This is a genomic window from Novipirellula artificiosorum (assembly GCF_007860135.1).
In the GTDB taxonomy this organism is placed as follows: domain Bacteria; phylum Planctomycetota; class Planctomycetia; order Pirellulales; family Pirellulaceae; genus Novipirellula_A; species Novipirellula_A artificiosorum.
This window is the reverse complement of record NZ_SJPV01000003.1, coordinates 83273-99627: the sequence shown is the minus strand read 5'-3', so window position 1 is coordinate 99627 and position 16355 is coordinate 83273. Positions and strand designations below refer to the sequence as shown.

General features: G+C 56.6%; 11 protein-coding genes. 5 read left to right on the top strand and 6 right to left on the bottom strand.

The features are described 5' to 3' along the window. Positions 1 to 3: 3 nt before the first annotated feature. From Poly41_RS09800 to Poly41_RS09775, 6 genes are all read right to left on the bottom strand, one after another. Positions 4 to 2100, bottom strand: coding sequence for an AAA family ATPase (locus Poly41_RS09800; RefSeq protein ID WP_146525958.1), 2097 nt, complete (start codon positions 2098 to 2100; stop codon positions 4 to 6). Positions 2101 to 2146: 46 nt separating this feature from the next. Then, the gene (locus Poly41_RS09795; RefSeq protein WP_146525956.1) at positions 2147 to 5611 is read right to left on the bottom strand and encodes a tetratricopeptide repeat protein; all 3465 of its coding nucleotides are present in this window, start codon (positions 5609 to 5611) and stop codon (positions 2147 to 2149) included. A 195-nt stretch (positions 5612 to 5806) separates the two neighbouring features. Beyond that, on the bottom strand, positions 5807 to 6097 hold the full coding sequence (locus Poly41_RS09790; protein WP_146525954.1) for a DUF167 domain-containing protein: 291 nt from the start codon (positions 6095 to 6097) through the stop codon (positions 5807 to 5809). Between the two features lie 67 nt (positions 6098 to 6164). Next, a complete protein-coding gene (locus tag Poly41_RS09785) occupies positions 6165 to 6599 on the bottom strand; it encodes an AP2/ERF family transcription factor (RefSeq protein ID WP_146525953.1) in 435 nt (144 codons plus the stop codon). A 263-nt stretch (positions 6600 to 6862) separates the two neighbouring features. After that, a complete protein-coding gene (locus tag Poly41_RS09780; protein WP_197231194.1) occupies positions 6863 to 8665 on the bottom strand; it encodes a prenyltransferase/squalene oxidase repeat-containing protein in 1803 nt (600 codons plus the stop codon). Between the two features lie 501 nt (positions 8666 to 9166). Further along, entirely contained in the window at positions 9167 to 10168 is a 1002-nt protein-coding gene (locus Poly41_RS09775; protein ID WP_231615557.1) for an extracellular solute-binding protein, read from the bottom strand. 29 nt (positions 10169 to 10197) lie between these two features. Between Poly41_RS09775 and Poly41_RS09770 the strand changes: the two genes are divergently transcribed. The 5 genes from Poly41_RS09770 to Poly41_RS09750 all read left to right on the top strand — a co-directional run bounded on the left by Poly41_RS09770 (position 10198) and on the right by Poly41_RS09750 (position 16345). Beyond that, positions 10198 to 11499 carry a hypothetical protein gene (locus Poly41_RS09770; protein WP_146525950.1) on the top strand — a complete coding sequence of 434 codons (1302 nt, stop codon included), beginning with the start codon at positions 10198 to 10200 and terminating at the stop codon, positions 11497 to 11499. 242 nt (positions 11500 to 11741) lie between these two features. Next, a complete protein-coding gene (folE, locus tag Poly41_RS09765; protein ID WP_456237821.1) occupies positions 11742 to 12389 on the top strand; it encodes a GTP cyclohydrolase I FolE in 648 nt (215 codons plus the stop codon). Between the two features lie 130 nt (positions 12390 to 12519). Continuing rightward, positions 12520 to 15519, top strand: a complete 3000-nt coding sequence (locus Poly41_RS09760) for an FAD-binding oxidoreductase (protein ID WP_146525948.1) — start codon at positions 12520 to 12522, stop codon at positions 15517 to 15519. Between the two features lie 131 nt (positions 15520 to 15650). Beyond that, positions 15651 to 15896 carry a MoaD/ThiS family protein gene (locus Poly41_RS09755; RefSeq protein WP_146525946.1) on the top strand — a complete coding sequence of 82 codons (246 nt, stop codon included), beginning with the start codon at positions 15651 to 15653 and terminating at the stop codon, positions 15894 to 15896. An 8-nt stretch (positions 15897 to 15904) separates the two neighbouring features. Further along, on the top strand, positions 15905 to 16345 hold the full coding sequence (locus Poly41_RS09750) for a molybdopterin synthase catalytic subunit (RefSeq protein WP_231615556.1): 441 nt from the start codon (positions 15905 to 15907) through the stop codon (positions 16343 to 16345). The last annotated feature ends 10 nt before the right edge of the window (positions 16346 to 16355 follow it).

Below are 16355 nucleotides of genomic sequence, written 5' to 3'. Positions count from 1 at the left end.
CGGCTAACTTCCCGCTTCGACTTCCGCCGCCAACTCGTCGACCAATTTCTCGCTTCGTTTTTTCCATTTTAGCAGTGCGGGATCCGAAACCTGCAGATAGTCCAGCTCGTGCTTGAGCGAGTCCATGCTACTCATCAAGTCGACCATCGCGGTGATTGCATCGTCGTTGACATCGCCGCGTGCTTCATCATCAAGACCTTTTGCCAGGTCGAACTTTTCATTGATCTCCTGCATCCGCCCGTGCAATCGACTCGCTCGTTCGTCAATGTCACTTAATAGCACCTCAACTCCACCTTCCAATAGCGCCGATCGGATCATGGCTTCGACATCCTGATTATACGATTCCATTCCCTGAACATTGCGGATCGTCAAAATGTCTTCGACAATCATTTTGCGGCGTCCGTGACGCCCGACACTGTTGGCTGCCAATCGCAATCCGCCCAATGCGATTCGCGGCGACACATGGAACCCCGAATCACGCTCATCGTTCAGATTCGCGATCACGTGTGCATAGATTCGGTTCAATTTCCTGCGATCGGGTCCGGCATCGGGATTTGTTTTGCTAAACAAGGCTTCATAGTCGGCTTGCTCGTACGAGGGCCAGCGGACTTCGAGTTGCAGCGGGAACCGTTCCAGCAGTGCTTTGACCGCGTCCGAGTCCTTGGCAAATTGCCGCGGATCCTTGTTCGTGCATGCGACGATCGCCTGAGACCGCATCGGTACCGCTTGGTTGCCATTCATGAACACACGCCGCGTCAAAACATCCTTTAGCGGCAACAGGGCCTGGCTCGACGCATCAAGGATCTCCTCCAAGACGACCACTTCGTAGGGTAGGAAGGACCGGGCGGTGTCGTATTCCAAGCAGACATCAAGTTTTGCAATATTCGGTCCACCCCACAAGCGATCTTCGGTCATTCCCTCCCCAAAGGATTGCAGGAAGATTTCCTCTTCTCGATATCCCAATTCTCGCAGCGCCGTCATGACCATGTCGGACTTGCCATGGCCCCCGGGCCCCCACAGCAGGACATTGCAGGGCTGGAAGAATGCGTGGGTCAGCACTTGAATGATCTCGTCACAGTGCACAAATCTGGACGCCAAGGCCTCGGACACCACGCCAGGGATCTCACCACGCGGTGTTTTAAGTGGGCCGTGATCGGTATGCGAGAAATCACGGTCGGACAAATTGATCTGTATCGACTCGGCTGTGGATTCGTCGGCAGAGGTTCCACCCGGCAATTGTTTTTCAATCCGTCGAGCCAAATCAGCGGTATACGACTGCATGCCTTGGACGAATCGAATGCTTTGAAACGATTCCGCCGTCACCGTATCGTCTCCATGAATTCGAGCCGCGTTGCTGACCACTTCGAGCGATTGAATGGCCATTCGCGGCGACATCACAAACGTCTTGTCCTCATTCAAGCCTGCGATGACTTTGGACAACATGGTTTGCAACTGCTTGCCGCCCCGACTGCTATCGGGGCGGATCTTTGCGAACAGTTCCCGGTAGTGCTTCGCTTGGTAACTCGGCCAGCGGACTTCCTTTTGCAACAAAAACCGTTCCATCAAGGCAGCAACGGCATCGCTGTCTTCGGCAAATTCCCGCGGATCCTTGTTGGTGCACGCGATCACGACTTTTGCCGCCATCTCAACCCGTTCGGGACCGTTCATGAACACGCGTCGGGTGAGTACGTCCTTCAGCGGCAGCAGGGCTTGGGCCGGTGCATCAAACAGCTCTTCAAAAATGACCACTTTGTACTGAGATGCCAGGAATGATCGCGTCGTGTCATAGCGCACGCAGGTGTCCAGCGACGCCATGTCGGGACCGCCCCACAAGCGGTCTTCACTCATCCCCTCACCAAATGATTGAATGAAGATCTCTTGGTCTTCCAGTCCCAACGCCTTGAGGGCGGTGACGGCCATCTCCGATTTGCCATGCCCCCCGGGCCCCCACAGCAAGACGTTGCACGGTTCGTAGAATGCGGCCGACAGCAGGTCTGCAATTTCGTCGCAAAACACGAATCGTTCTCGCAGCGCCGACAAAATCGTCGGCAGGATCTCTTTGCGAGGCGTGGGGAGCCAAAACGATTCGTTTGAAGCCAAGACAAGTTCACCTTTGTTGCCATTCGTACTCAATGGCAGTTCGCGATTAGGGGCCGTCGTGTTCGATCATGCTGGAGTAAGTTGTGTAAACCACCCCATTCTTGACAAGGGGGTCCAGTACACTATCGCGTCGCGGTCGAACCAACAAATCGTACTCTTCTGAATTGACCCCCACCAACACACCTGGAAGCCGCTCGACAACGGGCCCTGCTGAAAGCGTCAAGAAAATGTCGAGCTCACCACCGGAATCTTGCAATCGCTTGTCCCACTCTTCGAGGTCAACGAAATCGGCATCGTCATCCGTCTCGAGCGTTTCGATCAACGTGACAATGGGCATCGAAGGTGAGACAGGAACACGATCGTCCCATTTTAATTTCTGCGAAAGATCGGGTCCTATCCATTTCCTATCCTGGTTGTCCCAACAGAAAAGGATTGCAGTCTCGCCGGCGGCTCGCGAAGCAACCTGAAACAATCGCTCTTGAGCGGAGGGAAGGTCGTCCAAAATGCAGATCGTCATTCTCCGCAACGGCTCGCTGAGCGAACTGGCAAGCATCGGTGGCAACTCGCCAATCTCGTATTTCGGGTGCGACCACTGAACTAAGACCCGCTGCCCGGTCGAGGACGTCACCATCCACGCCGCATCGTCCTGCTCGAGCGGCTTGACCGGTATCGATTTGGCAACAAACCGTTCACCCAAGGCTTCGCCAATCAACCGCTGGACAACGGCGAGAGTGATGTCTCCTCCTTCCCCCATCACCAATTCACCGGTCGCCGCACAGGGGACACTCGAGATCGTGACAGGGTGCTGTTGTAACAGTTCGAGCGCCCACGCCTTGTCGAGCTGCGGCAGTAGGAGCTTGCGTGTGAGCGACTGGCTCAACCAGCTCGAAACGTCGTCGGGATCAACCTGTTGCAATGCGGAAACGAGCGTTTCGGAATCGCCTGCGGCCAAATCGACCGTAACGCGAAGCGGAACGCCGTCGCTCTCGCTTGACTGGGTCGACAACCAACTGCGGGCTTGTTCGATTCGGTCGGCATGCTTGGACAGCAGCAATGCTTCCATAACGTTCTCAACTTGGTGTTGGCGATACCAAGTTCGATCGGTTTCCGTATGGTCGACCGCACGTTTGAAAGCCTCGGCACTCGCCGCACTGTGCCCTCGCGCCAACTCGAACTCACCGATCTGTGCTTGAATGCTGGCGTAGGAATCACCGGATACGATCCCCATGTTTTCCGCTTGCTTTGCCCATACCTGTACCTGCTCTGCATCCCGCAGGTCGACGGATTCGGAAATCGCAGCGAGCATAAAGGTTTCGCGATCCTCGGGGGTCATCTCGCTGGCTCCGGCGATCTCGGTCTGACCTTGCCGAATCAACCGGCTCCAAACCAAGTCAATCGCTCGCTGCCGCAATAGTTCGTCAGCCCAATAAGTTTGATCGTCGCTATAGACACTTCGACTCAACTCAACTGCTTGCTGCTGCAACTCATCACCACGACGGGCATCACCATCGAAAAACGCCTCCGCAGCCTGTAGACGCAACCGTTGCAACTCGACCGATTCGCTTGGCGTTTGCTGCGTGTCCTTTAAGAAGGCAACGATCTGCTCGCGATTACCCGTTTGTAACAACGAAGTGCCAACCTGTTCGTGACGGGCAACGCTCTCAGGCCATCGCTGAATCACTTCCATCGGCCGGCCAAGACGCAGCAGCAATGACGCCAAATAGTAATCGGTGGTGTCGATGACCCAACGATCCTGTTCCGAAAGCGAATCAGGATTCGCGTCAAGCCACTTATCAAATGCATCAAAATCGGCAAATGCCGTTTCGTGTTGATCCAACATGAACTCGGCCCAAGCCTTTAACCCCGTCGCCCAGCCGATGGGCAGATCGGACGATCGTTTTTCCAGCGACTGAAGCAGTAATGCCTCGTCGCAGTAGAGCTCGTCTTCGCAAGCAAGTAGGAACAGCGACTTCAACGTAGCATTCAAGTCGTCGGATTCGGAGAACAGTTCGTCGTAGCGATCTTCGAGCATCCGCAGGCTCAAATAGTTTTCAGCTGCTAAGCTTTTGAGAGACTCGCGTTCGGCTGCCCGTTCGGCTGCGAGAAAATGCGTCGCAGCCAAATCGTGATCCTCGTTGGCCCACGCCAACGCCCCTCGGGCCAGCTGATGCAATCCTTTCGGCAACGTGTCTCGCGCTGAAATCTCTTCGGCCAACTTTTTGGCAAATGGCTCGTCGTAAATCGCCGCATCAAGGAGCGATGCCCAATCCTCGTTGTTTCCCGCGACCGCTTGCAATTCAACCAAAACCGGGACATCTTCCACACGCAGGCGGTCGACAACCGAGCGAATCAGCGTTGGGTCATGCGGACACACCTGCAGTGCCTTGACTGCGTACCCCGCCGCCTCGTCGTCACGGTCGAGATCGCGTAGGACTTCCGACAAGATCCAACGAGTATTCGGGTGATCGGGAGCTTGTTTTTCAGCGTTGCGTGCTGCTTCCAACGCATCCTCGTTCCGATCGAGGCTCCACAAACAGACGGCCATCGAAGGCCATACACCCCACATGCCATTGGGATCGGAGATGGTCTTCATCACCCGAATCGCCTCGTCATACTCTTCAAGTCGCATCCACGTGTGTGCCGTTCGCAAACGAGCCACCGATCGATCGGCTGCTAGCATCGGCTTCTTTTCGGCTTCAAGCAGCAACCGTCGTGCTTCCTCGCGGCGGTCCTCATACCAGGCAATTTCCGCTTCTGAGAGCAGCTCCATTGCCAGGTCGTAGCCTTCGTCGATCGGTGGTTCGCCTTTTATATAGGACGCATACTCATCGGACATTCGTCGACCGAACGCCATTCGTTGCCAATCGTAAAGCCTCCACTGGTCGTTCTCTTTCGCCAAGAACCACTCCAATGCATCGATTTGGCTTTCCTCGCTGTAGCTAAGCAGATCGACTTCTGCCAGATTGCCAGATGGGGCCATTCGGATGTCGATGACTCGTGTGAAATCATCCAGGCTGGCTGGAGCTGGCGGATATTCGTCAAGCCAGGTGCGCAGAGTCAATCGATCCAGGAAGCCAAAGCTTCCTCCGCTCGCTTTGCTGTTTGCCACCGCTTCAATGAACTGATCGCGACTAAATGCAATCTCATCACCCGCCGTTGAATCTTCGATGGACCGCTCGAGGAATCGCTCGAGTTCTGGATCGGTTGTGGTCGGCTTGAAGCCAGGGTCACTACTCAATCGGGCGAGAACTTGGTTGAACCGATCCGCATCGGCTTGGAACCCGCCAACACGCTCGGGTTGTTCAATGCCTGAGCTCGGCTGGGCAATCTGGCGAGCCGCAAAAAAAACGACCAATCCGATGCCGCCACAGAACAACATGACCCCCAAGGCGATCACCCCCAGCACGACGAACACGCGGTTGCCTGGCGAATGGGGTGGGGAAGACGGAGTTTGTGAAAAGCGAGGGGGCGAAGGTGAATAATTCTGCGAAAAGGGATTGTCGTTCGACACAGGCGTAGTCCGTTCGCTTGGCAAAAAAGGTCGGGCATATCCATGCACCATCGAATGGGCATCAACCCGAAGTTTACCCGAACCTCACCAACCTTTGAACATCGCGTCCTTGCAATTCTTGCTGCCCGTCGACTCGAGAGACGTGTCCGCCGTCGGGCAGGCGTTCCACACTCGTACGGGCACTCGCAAGAAGCTCTAACCCAGATCGATCAACGGCTGCAGATCGATTCGCTTGACGTCATGAATCGAGACCGTCTTTCGACGCGACGTGTGGCCTCGGATGATCTCGACCCGCGATTTCGCAATGCCCAGTGTCGAGGCGATCGATTCCGCTACCGCCTTGTTTGCTTTCCCCTTGTCGGCCGGTTGAAGCACGGCGACTCGCAGGGCCCCATCATGCATACCTCCGATCGAAGCTCGTTTTGCCTTCGGCGTGACGTGGACATCGAATGTGCAAGTCTCGTTGCTCCAATGGATCGGAATCATGAGGCTCTTGCTACCTGCGAAGAGGGTGTCGGCGAGCGTCAACTCAACCGGTTGCGGCGACGCTGCTCTACGCTTTCATTGCGGAAACGCCCTTTTTCCTGGCAAGACAAGCGAGCCGATACGCTTCTTCATCACCATACTTCTCGACGGAAAAACGCTTCGTCTTGCGGACTCCCTTTTTCGGACTCCACTGAGCAACCCAGTACAAATAGGTGGGCTGTGATGGCCAACGCATATCGACTTCCTCTACCAACCGAACACCAACAACGCCTGAAGTGTTGTTCGAACGCATGATCTTGGAGAGTTCTTTGGATGTGTATCCCTTCATCTTTTTCTCTTGTCCGTCCCGGAACGCCCGGGCCGCAGTCAACGCCTTTTTCTTGCCGCCGTTCTCGGAATCGGAAAAGAACTTTGATGTCTTCTTGCCCTTTCGCATAATCCGTACGAGGTAACCGCCCGAAGATTCTCTATCGATGCGGGTAATGTTGCGATTCGCATTCATAGTATTCTGAACCGTTCGTTTGTTTGAGTAGAGTGTGTTGAACGCCGCATTCCCGTTAATTGTAGACAACCAATCAAGAAGCCTTGACACGTTCAGCAGTTTTTTCGGCAAAAAAAGGGGCAAAACCTGGCTATTGTTTGCACCTGAGCGTCGTCATGCGTCCGCTTTGCTCTGTCGCAAGCGGGTGAATCCGCTCAATTTAATGAAACAAGCTGTCGCAGCGCCGTTTCGGCGGTCCACCAAAGGTAATCGGACGTGCACCGTCAGAACAACGGTTCGTCGCCGTCTGTGGTCTCTTGCAAAGAGTCACCCTCGGTTGACTCAGGTGGCTCCACGACTGCTTCGTTCTTTGCCGCGTCCTGTTCCTGCGGCTGATAAAGCGGCATGTGGCGGTAATAGACTTCTAAGCAGTACAGAGAGAGACAAGTTGTGTACAAGCGACCGCCACTGTGGCCCCAGGCGTCGCCCTGCGGCGACCAACTTCCTGCTTCGGGCGCCTGCCGTTGCTGCGACGCAGGCAGCACCACCCGCATCCGATCATTCCATTGTTCCCAGAGTGGTCCTCCGAAGTGGTGAATGGCCTGGGTCGCGTAGTACCAATAATAGACATCACGGCGGTCCAAATCGATGGGTTCGTTCATCACCAACGATTGCAGCCCCTTGGTCATCGGGCCCGAGTTCGGTTTCCACCCCAAGTATTGTCGACACAGCAACCCCTCGGCGGACATGGCTCGCGATTGAGGATCGCCTCGCTGGTACGCGTACGCCGCGCCGTAAGACGCTTCGACCGAATTCAGGTACTGGTCGACCCGATCGAAGACCAGGGGGTCGACTTCTAATCCCGCCGCTATTCCACTCTGCAGCCCCATCACAAACCACCCCGTCACCGAAGTATCGCTATCGTAGTGTGGCTCGTATCGCCAACCTCCGGGAGGCGACTGAGCGAGCGAGGCAAAGTCACATGCCAACTGAGCACGCGGACGAAGCCACGATTCACCGGTCATGCCATAGAGTTCGCACAAGGCGATTGTCGCTTGGGCCTGGGCATACATCTTATGATTGTGCTGAGAATTGTTCGCCATCCAACCCGTGCTGTCCTGCTGGCTGATCAGCCACTTTACCGCTCGCAATAATTCTTCGCTGTACGGGCCTTCGCGGTGAGTGTTTCCGGCGCCCATGAACGCTAACATCGCCATCGCCGTTGCGGCTGTCTTGCTGTCCACTCGACCGCCATCGCGATAGGGCCCCATCAAACTCCAACTGCCATCGTAATGCTGTTGTCGTTTTAACCAAGCCAACCCGAGCGCGACCGCCTGCTCGGTCAACTCGGTCCCGCCGGCCGATTCGAGCAGTCGCTGTTTCATCGCCCCAGTGCGTCCGCTAAACATGCCGTCTCGGATGCTGCCGACGTCCCCTTTGCTGCCTGGCGCTTCAAAGTTGGGGATCACGGTGGCCCCCGACCTGATCGTGTATGCCGAAAACAGATCGTCGACTTGGAGCGGTGTCGGTGTTGTCTCGACCGGATTCTCCACAACAATGTCGCGGACCGACGGCTCCATATCCACGTCGGACTCGATTTCTTCCATCTCGGGGAACGCATCAATCGCGATCGATTCGATCGCAAATTCGGCCAGTGCCGGTGCATCGCGTGGTTGCGTCTGAGCAGCGGAAAGCAGTAGCGTGCCCGGTTCGTTTCGCAGCGGCGTGACCAAAGCAAGGATCAAGAGTAGAAACAGGTGGAAGACGGTGCTGACAAGCCAAGCGGGAGTGTCATAGAAGCTCCGGCGATGATTCGCCAACGGCACCTCCTCATCCCCCACCTTGGCAGCATCGCTCGTGTCGGACTGAGCCTCTGTGAGGATGTGGACGTCGCCCGCCCAGCGGCGTCGCGATTGCCCGTCCTCGTCCCGACCCGCCCCGTTGCGACCCGACCCGTTCCGATTCGCTTCCAACCCCAACTCGGCACGTTTGACGCTGTGCTTCGGAACGACAACCCCAGCATTCCGCGTCCGATGCCGGTTCTGCGACGCCTCAAAAACGACTTCCCTGGGTGGTGGAACAACCATCTTTCGCTCTGGGAATTAGGGATCACCTTGACGACTGGTTCTGTGATTATGACGGTTTTCGACCTCGCATGCGATAGAAGGCCCCTTTTTTGGGCTCATCCGACGGAAGCGCGCGGAACCCAGACTCGAGGTTTTTTGGAGGTATGGCTCCGGTGTCCAATGATCTCTTAGAAAAGAGTCCCCGACGGACGGTCGTCCGCAGGGAACCGGTAGCACCCTTGGCGCACCGTCGACCGGGATATCCCTTGTCAAGTTGCACCTCTGCAGAGCTCCACTCCGTTTCTCCCGGCAACTGCACTATAACAAGTAAAAATAGCTCCTGCCAGCAATGATGGGACACCGGAGAGATGCCTCGAAAACCTCCTGCGCACGCTTCCGCCGGATGAGCCCTTTTTTGTCCGACAAATTTGCCCGACGGAGAACCCCCTTTTCTCGCAGGGGGGACGCAACCCGTGTCTCAACCGAAACGAACGGCAGATCGCTGGCTGCGGCCTCGCTGCCCTAAAGTGAGAAGATCTCAAGGACCTCGGCGGCCCATTGATCCCAATTCTCGGCGGCGGCTTCAAAGTCGACTTGCATCCACCGAACCGGCTGGTCCGGGAGCACTCGAGGCGGGAACTTGGCTGCTCGCGAGACCGGCAGCTGGCTGCTTTCGCCCATCGCCAAACGATCCTCGGTCTTTGGTGACACCACGTAGTCGGCAAGTCTTGCGGCGGCCACCGGATGGGGCGAATTTTTCAGCAACGCGACGCTGTTGGGGATTCGCAGGGTGCCGCTTTGGTCCGGCAATTGGTCGGGGAAGACGATGGCAACAGGCCGTCCGAGATCTTGTTCGATGATTGCGTCGTCTGTATCGGTCAGTCCCCACGCGGCGGTACCAGCCGAAACCGCGAGTGCGACTTGTTTGTTTCCTGATAGCACCACGGCGTTGTCCTTCATTTGCCCGAGTTGATCCAGGGTCGGTTGGTGACCGTTGAGTTCCCGGAGCACCGCAAAATGGGTCGCGGTTGTGCCAAACAGCGGTCGAGCCATCGCGCATTGGCCCTTCCATTTTTTATCGGTCAAATCGGAAACCGACCTTGGATAGTCGGCGGGATCGGTGATCCTGTCGGTGTTCACAAGGATGACTCGGGCCCGCGCTGCGAAACCGCACCACGACCCGTCGCTGGCAATCATATCGCTGGGCCACCCCTGCTCGACCGCCCACGACCGCGGTTGAAGCAAGCCGAGTTTTTGCAGTCGGACGGTGTGCAAAATTTCGTTGTTCCAAAACAGATCACATACCGGTTTTTCTCGTTCGGCAAGGATTCGGTTGACCAGTCCGACGGTCTTGGTCGATTCGACATCGAACTTCGATACCACAACGGTTTCTTGCTCGACAGACCGTTCAAACGCATCGAGAATTGGCGTCGCGAACTCTTCATCAAGTGCCGAATAAACGACGACGTCACTTTCGCTGCGCGGGACACACCCGAACACGAGAAACGCACCGAGTGTCGTCACGAGTGACAAAATTCGAGTAAAATGGCGGCATGAATGGAACACGATATCGATACCTGATGCTCGGGCTGGTGTTTTTTTGTTGCGGCGGGCACGTCAGCGTAGCAAATGAATTCCAAAAGATCACGGGCCAGCACCTTTCGCTGACGACGGATTTGCCGTCGCAGCAACAAGCAATGGATTTGGTGCAGTCGTTCGATGCCGCAGTTGGCCAATGGGAAGCCTTCTTTGCGTTGCCCCCCGAATCGTTGGCAACGTGGCGAGTGCAAGCCTATGTGATGCGAGACAAGGGGGCATTTCGCGACGCCGGATTGATCCCCAGTCGCGTTCCTGATTTTTCACAAGGTTATGCACTCGGTGATTCCTTGTTCGTGATCGAGCAGCCGAGCGAATATTACACGCGTCATTTGCTGCTCCACGAGGGAGTGCATGCGTTAGCGATTGACCAATTCGGCGGTACCGGGCCGTCGTGGTATATGGAAGGTGTGGCTGAGTTATTGTCGACTCACGCGTCGAGTGGCGATTCAGTGATGGTCAACCGTTTGCCAGCGGACCGTGAATCGGTCCCTTATTGGGGGCGGTTGAAATTGATCGACGCGCGGCGCGACGAAAATCAGATTCCGACACTTCAATCGGTGATGCGTTACCCGGCCGATTTGAACGCGGATGCCGAAGCGTACGGATGGTGTTGGGCCGCGGCGATGTTGTTTTCACACTACGACGAGTACCGCCCCGCCTACTTGGCAGCCGCTCGAGCGGGCCGAGACACCAGCCCTCAGTTCACGCGTCAATTTCAACAGCGTTTATCGATCGAGTGGCCAGCACTGGTTGCCCGATGGCGGTTGATGTGCCAGCAGATCGATTATGGTTTCGATTGGAACCGAGAGCAGGTAGCGATCCATCACAAGGATCCGCTTTGGGACGGATCGAGTTTGCGAACACGCGTCGATGCATCGAGAGGCTGGCAATCGCCAGGCATTCGGATTCCGGCATCGACGTCGGTGCAGATCGCAGCGAGGGGGGAATGTGTGATCGCAAAAAGGGAAAAGGATTGGAGCAGCCAGCCGGCGGGGGTGACGATCGAATACGTGCGAGGGAAGCCGCTTGGGCAATTGATCGCTTGCCTGGTCCCGGTCACCTCCTCTGTGAACGCATCGACTTGCGAGCCACTGGGGATTGTGGCGGTCGCCCCGAGTGTCACGATCTTTTGTCCGACCGAAAGCTGGTTGGTCTTGCAGGTCAACGATGCTCCGGCTGACCGGGGCGACAACGACGGGGAATATGAGGTGCAAGTTTCGAGGGGAAGGTCAAGGCCAATCCCAGCGGATCGGTGAATCGAAAGGACGTGCGGCCGGATGGGATACGAACCCATTTGCCAGACAATCCCGCGGCTCTTCCCGAACGACTCAATGGAAAGCGAAACGATTCGGGCGTGTCATCGAAAGATCGCGAAAGGGTGCTACAATGCACTAGCCGATTGCCTACCATTTCATCGAATGCTCCGTAACCCATCTCCCTACTCCCTTAGGAACCTGTCTCCGTGGAACTCCGTTCGTCGCAAGAACCGTTTACTGATCTGGACTCACACACCTGCGGCTCGTCTCGCAACGGCCGATCCGAACCGCCGTTGTTTGTTGATCCCAATGAGCCTCGAGCCGAAGGTGTCGATTTCAAGCGAATCGAGGCGGCGGTGCGGGTGATTTTGGATGCGGTGGGCGAGGATCCGGATCGCGAAGGGCTGCTCGAGACACCTGCCCGAGTGGCTCGGATGTACGCGGAGATGTTTGCGGGGTTGCAAAGCGATCCTGGCCGGCATTTGGCGAAGGTTTTTACCGAAGAATACGACGAGATCGTCTTGGTTCGCGATATTAGTTTCTGCAGCATGTGCGAGCACCATCTGTTGCCGTTCACCGGCAAGGCTCATATTGCCTATTTACCAAGCGGTAAGGTGGTTGGTTTGAGCAAATTGGCAAGAGTGGTGGAAGAGGTTGCGCGGCGTCCTCAAGTACAAGAGCGGATGACGCAGACGATAGCTGACTTGGTCGAAGATCGCTTGTCGGCTCAGGGCGTTGCGGTTGTTTGCGAAGCGACGCACAGTTGCATGACGATGCGGGGTGTACGTAAACCGGGAAGTTTGTGTTTGACCAGTGCGATGCGGGGGGCGTTCCGCGACGACCCCAAATCTCGGGCGGAAGTGTTGGGGCTAATCAACCGAGAATCTTAACTGTCACGGCGAAGCAGGAGGGGAAGAGACGCGGGTTCTCGTGGTCGATCCTCGGTAATTCGCAGGAAGTTCTGTTTTTTTTCCTTGACGAGCTTGACGAACAACCCCCTGTGCGATCGAAATAGGTCGCATGGATAGCGAACGTCAACGAGTGCAGGACGATTTACGCGGTATCGTGCGAGGCGAAGTCTTGTGTGATCCGTTGTCGTGCCAACTGTACGCCTCCGATGCGAGTGTCTATCAGATCATTCCAATCGGTGTCGTTCGGCCGCAAACCGTGGCGGATGTGATTGCAACGGTGCAGTACGCAGCGGAGCAACGCCTATCGATTCAGCCCAGAGGGGCCGGCAGCGGTGTTGCTGGCGAATCACTTGGTACAGGCATCGTGCTCGACTTTTCTCGGTTCATGCGACGGATTACGGTCGAACCGGATGCCACTCAAATCACCGTGCAAAGCGGGGCGGTGTTGGCGGAGGTGAACCAGACATTGGCTCCCTCTGGACGTTGGTTTGGTCCTGACCCGGCAACGCGCAGCATCACGACGATGGGGAGCGTGTTAGCGATCAATGCGTCGGGCAGCCACTATCTGCGCAGCGGATCGCCTCGCGACAACATCGTTTCGATGCGCATCGTCACCGCGGACGGCGAATTGTTGAAATTGTCCAAGCACCAGCCGGGTGAATCGGTCGAACGCGCTGCGGGTGAGGGCGTTTCGACGACTGCGGGACGGCTGGCACGTGGCGTCGTGGAAATCGAGAATCAGTTCCACAGCTTGATCACAGCGAAAAAGTACGTTGCGAACTCTCGTAGCGGCTACCGGTTTGACGGCGTGATCGATTCGGCCGGATCAGTCGATTTGGCAAAGTTCATGGTGGGGACTCAAGGGACGCTGGGAATCATCATCGACGCGACGCTGCACACCGAGTTGGTGCCGACCCATCGAGGGGTTGCGTTGCTGTTTTTTCGACGACTCGATTCGGCGGCGCGGTGTGCGGTCAAGGCAATCCAACATGGGTTGGTTGCTTGTGATTTGATGGACCGCCGCCTGCTTCAGATCGCTCGGGAAACCGAGCCGAAGTTTAGCGAGTTGCTGCCTCGAGAAGCCGAGGCGATGTTGCTGGTTGAGATTCAAGGCGAGTCACTCGGTGATTTGTACGACCGGTTGGCCATCATTCGCCAAGAACTCGCTCAGGGAACCGACGGCGCCTTCGCCTCGGTTGATGCGGTTCGCCAATCCGAACGAGATTTTTTTTGGTCGCTTTCTCGCCGAGTCATCCCGCGACTGCACCGCGTGAAGGGGGCCGACGCGCCGTTACCGTTCATCGAAGATATCGCGGTTTCGCCCGAATCACTGCCCGAAGTGTTGGTGGCGATTCAGGACACCCTTCAGAAGCTGCAAACGACGGCGACGGTGTTTGCTCATGCAGGGCATGGCCAATTGCACATTCGGCCTTTCTTGGATCTCAGCAGCCAATCGGACCGCAAAAAACTACTCGACCTTGCGAACGAGGTCGCCGAGGTGGTTTGGAATCATGGGGGGCAGATCAGTGTCGAGCATGCCGCGGGCTTGAGCCGGTCGTACCTGTTGCCCCGCCAATTTGGCGCACTTTGGCAAGCGCATGGCCAAGTCAAACGCTTGTTCGATCCGCTACATCGATTGAACCCCGGTAAGCTTTTCGGTGCGGAACTGCAGAAGCCGAATGTGAATTTACGTCCGGCCGACCAGACAATCGAGGTCAGCCGGAGTGGTCGCGTTTTGATTGAGGCCGACGAAGCGATTGCTCGCCAGGCACACGAGCAGGGCAAAGCGGTTCCGCAGTTGGAAGTCCTGCAAAATTGGAGCGCCGGTGCCTCTGTTTCTCAGGTCTCGCGTAGTTGCAACGGCTGCGGAAGATGCCGCACGAATTCGCCTGCGGAGCGGCAATGTCCGATGTTTCGCTCGCTGCGAAGTGAGGAGGCCTCGCCGCGTGCAAAAGCGAATTTGTTACGAGGCGTGTTGAGTGGCCAATTGAAGGTTGAAGATTTGGCCGATGATCGCGCCAAACAGATCGCAGATTTGTGTTTCAATTGTCATCAATGCCGGTTGGAATGTCCGGCGTCGGTGGACATCCCCAAAATCGTTGGCGAACTGAAGGCACAATACGTCGCCACCAACGGACTGCCGCTGTCGGATTTGTTGCTCGGCCGGATTGATTCCATTGCAGCAATCGCTTCGCGGATTCCCTGGCTATCGAACGTGTTGATCCGCAGCCGCACGTCACGATGGCTCGTCGAGCGATTGTTCGGATTGTCGGCAGCACGCGAGTTACCTCCGGTCGTTGGCGAAACCTTTTTACGCTATGCCTCGAAGCGACGTTGGACGAAATCCAACCCCCACGGCGGGTTGAAAGTTGCCTACTTTGTCGATCACTACGCGAACTACCACGATCCGGAGATCGGCAGGGCTTTGGCGGAGATTTTGCAACAGAACGGGATCGGCTTGTTCGTCCCACCCGGTCAAAAAGCGAGCGGAATGGCGAGGATTTCGGCCGGTGACATCAAGGGGGCCCGACGCGTGGCGAGACGAAACCTCCGCGTCCTTGCCGATGCGGTTCGGCAAGGCTATACGATTTTGGCAACCGAACCTGCAGCCGTTTTGTGCCTCCGGCACGAGTACGTCAACTTGATGAATGATCAAGACGCTCACTTGGTTGCGGAGAACTCGTTTGAAGCGTGCGACTACTTGTGGCGTTTGCACCAACAGAATCGCTTGTCGACCGACTTCATCCCAGTCGACGCGGACGTTTCCTACCACCAACCCTGTCATTTGCGAGTGCTCGACCCGGATCAAGCAGGGCCAAATCTGATGCAGTTGATACCGGAGCTTTCGGTCAATCGAGTCGAAGCGGGATGCACGGGGATGGCGGGGACCTGGGGACTACAACGAAAAAACTATCGAAATAGCTTGCGGGTCGGATGGCCACTGATCTCGGCGATGCGGGCAGCGGGCCCGTGGCGGGCAGCGACGGAGTGCAGCACGTGCAAGATGCAAATTGAACATGGCGCTGGACGCAAGACCCTGCACCCATTGAAGGTGATCGCCTATGCTTATGGACGAATGCCCAAGTTTCAGAGCGAAATCATGGATTAGGAAAGACGTTCCTGCAGACATTCAAAGGGCCGCAGCCACCCATCGTTGCGGTTCCCGTAATTGAACGGTCGCGACTTCTGTTTGAGCAACCGACCATCTCTTTCTCCTTCAATGTCCGGTTTCGACTGTCCATGAAATTCAACGTGCTCCTTTTTGCCGCCGTTCGCGAAGCAGCCGATGCGGATGCGATTGCGATTGAGCTGAATGACGATGCGACCGCCAAGGATGTGCTTGAAGAAGTCGCACAGCGTTTGCCGTCCGTCTCTGGTTTGTTACCCGCTTGTCGGGTCGCACTCGATTCTCGCTATGTCGCCCCCGACACTGCGGTGGCCGCGGCGACCGAAATCGCCATCATTCCACCGGTCAGTGGAGGGTAAGGCCAACGATGAACCCCCACTCCGACGCGATCGCGGTCGAACTTGTTGATCACGCGATCGACATGACACGTTTGGATGATTTTGTCGCGGATCCCGACGTTGGGGCCAAAGGGTGGTTTTGTGGAGTCACGCGACGGACGACCGGGACCCAGATCACCCGGTCGCTGTCGTATGATGCCCACCGGCCGATGGCGACCACCGAATTGCTTCGATTGGCAACCGATGCCGTCGAGCGATTCGGCTTGACGCGTTTGGTCATTGTGCATCGACTCGGCGAGGTTGCCGTGGGCCAAGCCAGCATCGTGATCGGCTGCAGCAGCCCCCATCGAAAACAAACCTTTGCCGCGCTTCCCTGGTTGATGGACCAGATCAAAACGGATGTCCCAATCTGGAAAAAGGAACATTTTGAGGGCGGCGCCACCGAGTGGGTGCACCCAACGGACTCCTAGACTGAAACTC

Excerpts from the sequence above, each read along its gene's own strand:
- Poly41_RS09790 (WP_146525954.1), bottom strand. The coding sequence starts at position 6,097 with ATGATTCCGATCCATTGGAGCAACGAGACTTGCACATTCGATGTCCAC.
- Poly41_RS09785 (WP_146525953.1), bottom strand. The coding sequence starts at position 6,599 with ATGAATGCGAATCGCAACATTACCCGCATCGATAGAGAATCTTCGGGC.
- Poly41_RS09780 (WP_197231194.1), bottom strand. The coding sequence starts at position 8,665 with ATGGTTGTTCCACCACCCAGGGAAGTCGTTTTTGAGGCGTCGCAGAAC.
- Poly41_RS09770 (WP_146525950.1), top strand. The coding sequence starts at position 10,198 with ATGAATGGAACACGATATCGATACCTGATGCTCGGGCTGGTGTTTTTT.
- Poly41_RS09760 (WP_146525948.1), top strand. The coding sequence starts at position 12,520 with ATGGATAGCGAACGTCAACGAGTGCAGGACGATTTACGCGGTATCGTG.
- Poly41_RS09755 (WP_146525946.1), top strand. The coding sequence starts at position 15,651 with ATGAAATTCAACGTGCTCCTTTTTGCCGCCGTTCGCGAAGCAGCCGAT.
- Poly41_RS09750 (WP_231615556.1), top strand. The coding sequence starts at position 15,905 with ATGAACCCCCACTCCGACGCGATCGCGGTCGAACTTGTTGATCACGCG.